5 protein-coding genes and 1 pseudogene are annotated in these 4,518 nt (G+C 69.9%); 3 read left to right on the top strand and 3 right to left on the bottom strand.

Features of this window, described 5'->3' with window-relative positions:
* Window positions 1-81: 81 nt before the first annotated feature.
* Window positions 82-1,581 (top strand): UDP-N-acetylmuramoyl-L-alanyl-D-glutamate--2,6-diaminopimelate ligase, encoded by a 1,500-nt coding sequence (locus ACFWU3_RS18265; protein ID WP_384438105.1) that lies wholly within the window; start codon window positions 82-84, stop codon window positions 1,579-1,581.
* Between the two features lie 35 nt (window positions 1,582-1,616).
* Window positions 1,617-2,222, top strand: coding sequence for a DUF1877 family protein (locus tag ACFWU3_RS18260; protein WP_384438103.1), 606 nt, complete (start codon window positions 1,617-1,619; stop codon window positions 2,220-2,222).
* A gap of 70 nt (window positions 2,223-2,292) precedes the next feature.
* Here ACFWU3_RS18260 and ACFWU3_RS18255 read toward each other — a convergent pair whose 3' ends face one another.
* From ACFWU3_RS18255 to ACFWU3_RS18245, 3 genes and pseudogenes are all read right to left on the bottom strand, one after another.
* Window positions 2,293-2,970, bottom strand: a complete 678-nt coding sequence (locus tag ACFWU3_RS18255) for a hypothetical protein (RefSeq protein WP_384438100.1) — start codon at window positions 2,968-2,970, stop codon at window positions 2,293-2,295.
* 163 nt (window positions 2,971-3,133) lie between these two features.
* Window positions 3,134-3,727, bottom strand: coding sequence for a DUF6233 domain-containing protein (locus ACFWU3_RS18250; protein WP_384438097.1), 594 nt, complete (start codon window positions 3,725-3,727; stop codon window positions 3,134-3,136).
* 79 nt (window positions 3,728-3,806) lie between these two features.
* Window positions 3,807-4,051: pseudogene (locus ACFWU3_RS18245) on the bottom strand (transcriptional regulator); the annotation flags it as partial.
* 124 nt (window positions 4,052-4,175) lie between these two features.
* Here ACFWU3_RS18245 and ACFWU3_RS18240 point away from each other — a divergent pair.
* Window positions 4,176-4,518 (top strand): YkvA family protein (locus tag ACFWU3_RS18240; RefSeq protein WP_384438094.1); only part of this gene is annotated, 343 nt, incomplete at its 3' end.

The following is a 4,518-nucleotide window of genomic DNA, read 5'->3' as shown; positions in this document are numbered from 1 at the left end:
GCCGGGGGGGTTTGTGGGGCCCGCCCCCCCGGCCCCCCCCCCCCCCACCACCGGACTGTCCGCACCTCCGAGAGGATCCCTGTGAAGTTGAGCGAACTGCTGGCCGGGCACGAGCACGAGGTCCTCGCGGGCGATCCCGACACGGTGATCACGGCCGGGACGTGCTTCGACGCCGACCGTGTGTCTCCCGGGTCACTGTTCATCGCGGTTCCCGGTCATCGCGAGGGCGGTCCCGAGGCCGTCGTCCCGGCCCTGGCGCGCGGCGCCGTCGCCGTCCTCGTCGAGGACTCCGCTCCCGGCGTCCCGCCGGCGGTGCAGACGGGCGCCGTCGTGTGCGTGGTGCGGGTCCCGGACGCGCGGACGGCCGCCGCTGTCGTCACCTCCCGCTTCTACGGCGAGCCCGGACGGCAGATGGACATGATCGCCGTGACCGGCACCAACGGGAAGACGTCGGTGTCGTACATGGTCGAGTCCGTGCTGCGGATCTCCGAAGAGGCCCGGGTGGGTGTCATCGGGACCGCCGGCAGCCGGATCGGTGACGAGCTGATCCCCATGCCGAGGTCCGTCCTCACCACACCGGAGTCCCCCGACTTCCAGTACCTGCTGGGCCATATGCGCGACCGCGCGGTGAGTACCGTCGTCCTGGAGGCCACCTCCATGGGCCTGCTGAACCACCGCGTCGACAACGCCTTCATCGACGTCGGCATCTTCACCAACCTCACCCAGGACCATCTGGACGACCACGGCACGATGGAGAACTACCGGGACGCCAAACTGCGCCTGTTCCAGGGGCTGTGCCGGCGGGCCGTGGTGAACGCGGGCGACCCGGTGGGAGCGGGCATCAGCGCGATGATGCCGGGGGCGGTGACCACCTACGCCATCGACGGCGAGGCCGACTACCGGGCGAGCGATCTCAGCATGGACGCGTTCGGCACACGTTTCACCCTGCATCACGCCGGGCGCAGCCATCCGGCGGCCGTGCCCGTACCGGGACGGTTCTCCGTGTCGAACGCTCTGGCCACCGTCGCGGCCTGCCATCTGCTCGGACACGACCTGCCAGGGCTCATCGCCGCGCTCGGCCTGATGCCACCGGTCCCCGGCCGCTTCGAGCGGTACCAGACCCCGTCGGGCACCGCCGTGATCGTGGACTACGCCCACTCGCCCGACTCGCTGGAGAAAGTCCTCACCGCCATCCGGGAGTTCGCCGAGGGAGACGTCATCACCGTCTTCGGCTGTGGCGGCGACAGGGACACCACCAAGCGCGCGCAGATGGGCGAGATCGCCGGGGAACTCTCCGATCTGGTCGTCCTCACCTCCGACAACCCGCGCAACGAGGACCCCGAGGCCATCCTGGACCAGATCACTCCCGGCCTGCTGGCCGCGGACAGCCGCTTCAAACGATGCGCGGACCGCCGTCAGGCCATCGACATCGCCCTCGCCGCCGCCGGACCGCACGACATCGTTCTCGTCGCGGGCAAGGGCAGTGAGCCGTACCAGATCGTCGGCGAACAGTTGGTGCCGTTCAGCGACATGGCAACGGTGCGTGAACTGGCCGCCGCACAGAACACCGACGTCCGGTGATCGTGCGGGCGGGTCACACTCCGTAGGGTGGCGGGATGTCCCTATGGCTGACCCTCACACGGCACGACGCGGCGCAGATCGAAGAGCTCCTGGAGCACCCGGAGGGCCCGTCGGCCGGACGGGAGCGGCTGCGGCTCGCCTGGAACGACGTCGTGTTCGAGGACGACGAGGACGGGACCGCCTACCCGAGGGTGATCGAGGAGACCAGCGAGGTCCGCCGCAACTGGGACGCCCTCCATGTGCTGCTGACCGGCGCCGAGAGCTTCGACGAGGACGGCGAGCTGCTCACCACCGCACCGGCGCCCGCCCGTGACGTGGTGATGGGCGGACTCGTCCTCGCCGAGCGGGGCGGCAACCAAGGGCGGCTCTACAACCCCTTGTTGCTCATGCCGGACCGGGTGAGTGCCGTCCACTCCTTCCTTCAGGGCCTCGATGTCGCGGAGCTGATCGCCTGTCGTGGCGACCTCCTGGAGAAGGCCACCTTCTATTCGTTCAGCACGGACATCCGGCAGCCCGACGGCACCCTTCGGACGGAGAGCGTCGTCGAAGACGGTTCCCTGGCCGCCGGTGTGGACATCGTGCGTGGTTTCTACGCTCGAGCCGCGGCCGCGGGAAACGCCGTCATCAAGGAGGTCTCCTGACCCACGGGTGGGGGTGTGTCCGTCGGCGGACCGGGCCGACGGATGCCCGAGGGGTGTCGCGCGGTCGGTGTCAGGCGTCCGGCGTGCTCGCCGCATCCGCCGGCTCGTCCGTCGCGGCCTTCTTGTCGACTGCCGTGTAGTACACGGAGTTCTGCTGCTTGGAGCGCTCGCTCTGGTTCTTGGCGACGGACGCTTCGAGGGCGTTGCGCACCAACTGCACGGTCAGCGAGCGGTCGGGGTGGGCGCGGGCCAGCTCCTGGGTGACCTCGGCCGCGGACCAGGGCTCCTGGCGCCGCCCGAGGATGCCGACGGCGAGCTCCCGCAGGGGCGTGGTGGTGGTCTTGGCCGCCGTGGTGGCGCTCTTGGGCGCCGTGGTGGTCTTGGCCGCCGTGGTGGTCGCCGCCGGCTTCTTGGCGGCCTTGCTCTTGCCCCTGGTGGTGGTCGCGGCGGCGGTGGTTGCGGATCCGCTCGCGCGTCGCGCCTTCGGGACCGTCGCGCCCTTGGTGGCCGCGGCGCTCTTCGCCGGCTTGGCGTCCTTGGGCGCCCTGGTGCTCTTCGCCGGTGTGCCACCGAGAGCGGCCTGCATGCTCACCAGCAGCTCGTGGTCCTTCTGCAACGTCTCCAGCCGTGCCTGCAACGCGGCGGCCTCGGACGCGATGCGCTCCTGCTCGGAGGCGTTGTTCTCCAGGTCGGCGGCAACCTGCTGGGCGTAGTGGGACTGAAGGTGGTTGGGGTTGTGCTCCGGCATGACAGCTCACTTTCCTCGCATACCAGTTGTGGTGCCGGATGCTACCTACAAACAACGCTCCACTGAACGTCCGGGCAGGTATCGACGGTGCTCACACTCACAACGAGACATGCTGTTCGAAGACTTCGGGCAGTTTCGACCCGTCTCGATCACTCTGCCGCGCTCATTGCAACGGCGTCAGGGTTTCGGCGGCGCCGCACTTCGCGCACGCTCTGGTGCCCGGGCGCCGGAGCACCAACAGGGTCTGGTCGAGATCGAGTACATCGCCGTCGTCCGCGTCCTCGCAGTCGTGGACGTGCACCACGTTCCAGCCGGGGCGGCCGCGCTCCCGCGGCAACCGCTCGATGCGCCAGGCCCGTCGCGACTCACCGGCTTCCACGGCGGGGGTTGCCGCGGGGATGAGCACCCCGTCCGGTTCGGGTGCGGATACGGGTGCGGGTGGGGGCGCGAGTGGGGGTACGGGTGCCGCGCCGGCGGGCGGCACCGCAGCGGCGGTTGCGGGTGCGGGCACCGGTTCCGCCTGTTGGGTGGGGATGTCCTCGTAGGGGACACCCTCCATCGGCCGGACGTATTCGGCAGGCACCCACAGCACCAACTCGGCCGGCTCCACCCACTCCTCGGCCGTCGTCTGCCACATGGGCACACCGACCTGATACATCCATCCGCGTGAGGTCTGGAGCCGGGAGTGCACCAGACCGCGGACCTCCTGTCCGTCCGGGAGAACCACCACGATCGGCGGCAGCGGGTCAGCGTTCATTCCCCCACCGTACGTCGGCACCCATGATGTGCTGCCGTCGCGGTGACCTTCGGTTTCTGACGGACTGCCGACGTCGGTCGGCGAAACCCACGTTGGTGACGTACTCGTACTGGCCCCACTGGGACCCGAGATCGACGATCTGGTCGGCCCGGGTCTCGTCGACCGTTGGTCGTCCTCGACGGCCCACGCCGCGACGATCCGGTCCCAGTGACGGATGGTGCGGGTGCGGTACGCGGTGTCGACGCGCTCCAGGTTCCTCGCGGTGGGACTGCGTCTGCCGTCCAGCCATGCCGTGAGCGTGCGGTCGGTGACGGTGCGGCCCGACGGCCCGGGCGGCCTGCCCGCGGTCACCGGTTCGAGGGACAACTGGCCCACTGGGCCCTTGGACGCCGCCGCGGAGGGAACACGGGTGGAGACGGACCGACCTCCACTCCGAGGAGACCGCACGATGAGTACCGAACTGACGGTCACTCTGATCGTCGCAGCGACTGCGGTTCTGGCGATGCTGGTGGTGACCGTGGTGCTGGCAGTCAGGGTGGTGAAGGCGCGCGCCGTGCTGCGTGAGGCAGGGGTGCCGCTGAAGAACAAGGCACTCTTCTGGGGCTCGCTCCTCTACGCCGTCAGCCCGGTCGACCTGCTTCCCGACCCCGTCTATCTCGACGACATCGGAGTGCTCCTGCTGGCACTGCGGGCTCTGCACTCCGCGGCCTCCGCGGCGCGGGGGCCGCTGCAGGGGTCCGTCCGACGCCGGCGGTCGCTCGAGCAGCACCCCGAGCAACCCCTCGAGAAAC

It is taken from the genome of Streptomyces sp. NPDC058685 (assembly GCF_042714725.1).
Classification (GTDB): domain Bacteria; phylum Actinomycetota; class Actinomycetes; order Streptomycetales; family Streptomycetaceae; genus Streptomyces.
This window is presented reverse-complemented; position numbering and strand designations above follow the sequence as displayed.

What these genes read in the sequence shown, in the direction of transcription:
- ACFWU3_RS18260 (WP_384438103.1), top strand. Translation starts at nt 1,617, where the DNA reads ATGTCCCTATGGCTGACCCTCACACGGCACGACGCGGCGCAGATCGAA.
- ACFWU3_RS18255 (WP_384438100.1), bottom strand. Translation starts at nt 2,970, where the DNA reads ATGCCGGAGCACAACCCCAACCACCTTCAGTCCCACTACGCCCAGCAG.
- ACFWU3_RS18250 (WP_384438097.1), bottom strand. Translation starts at nt 3,727, where the DNA reads ATGAACGCTGACCCGCTGCCGCCGATCGTGGTGGTTCTCCCGGACGGA.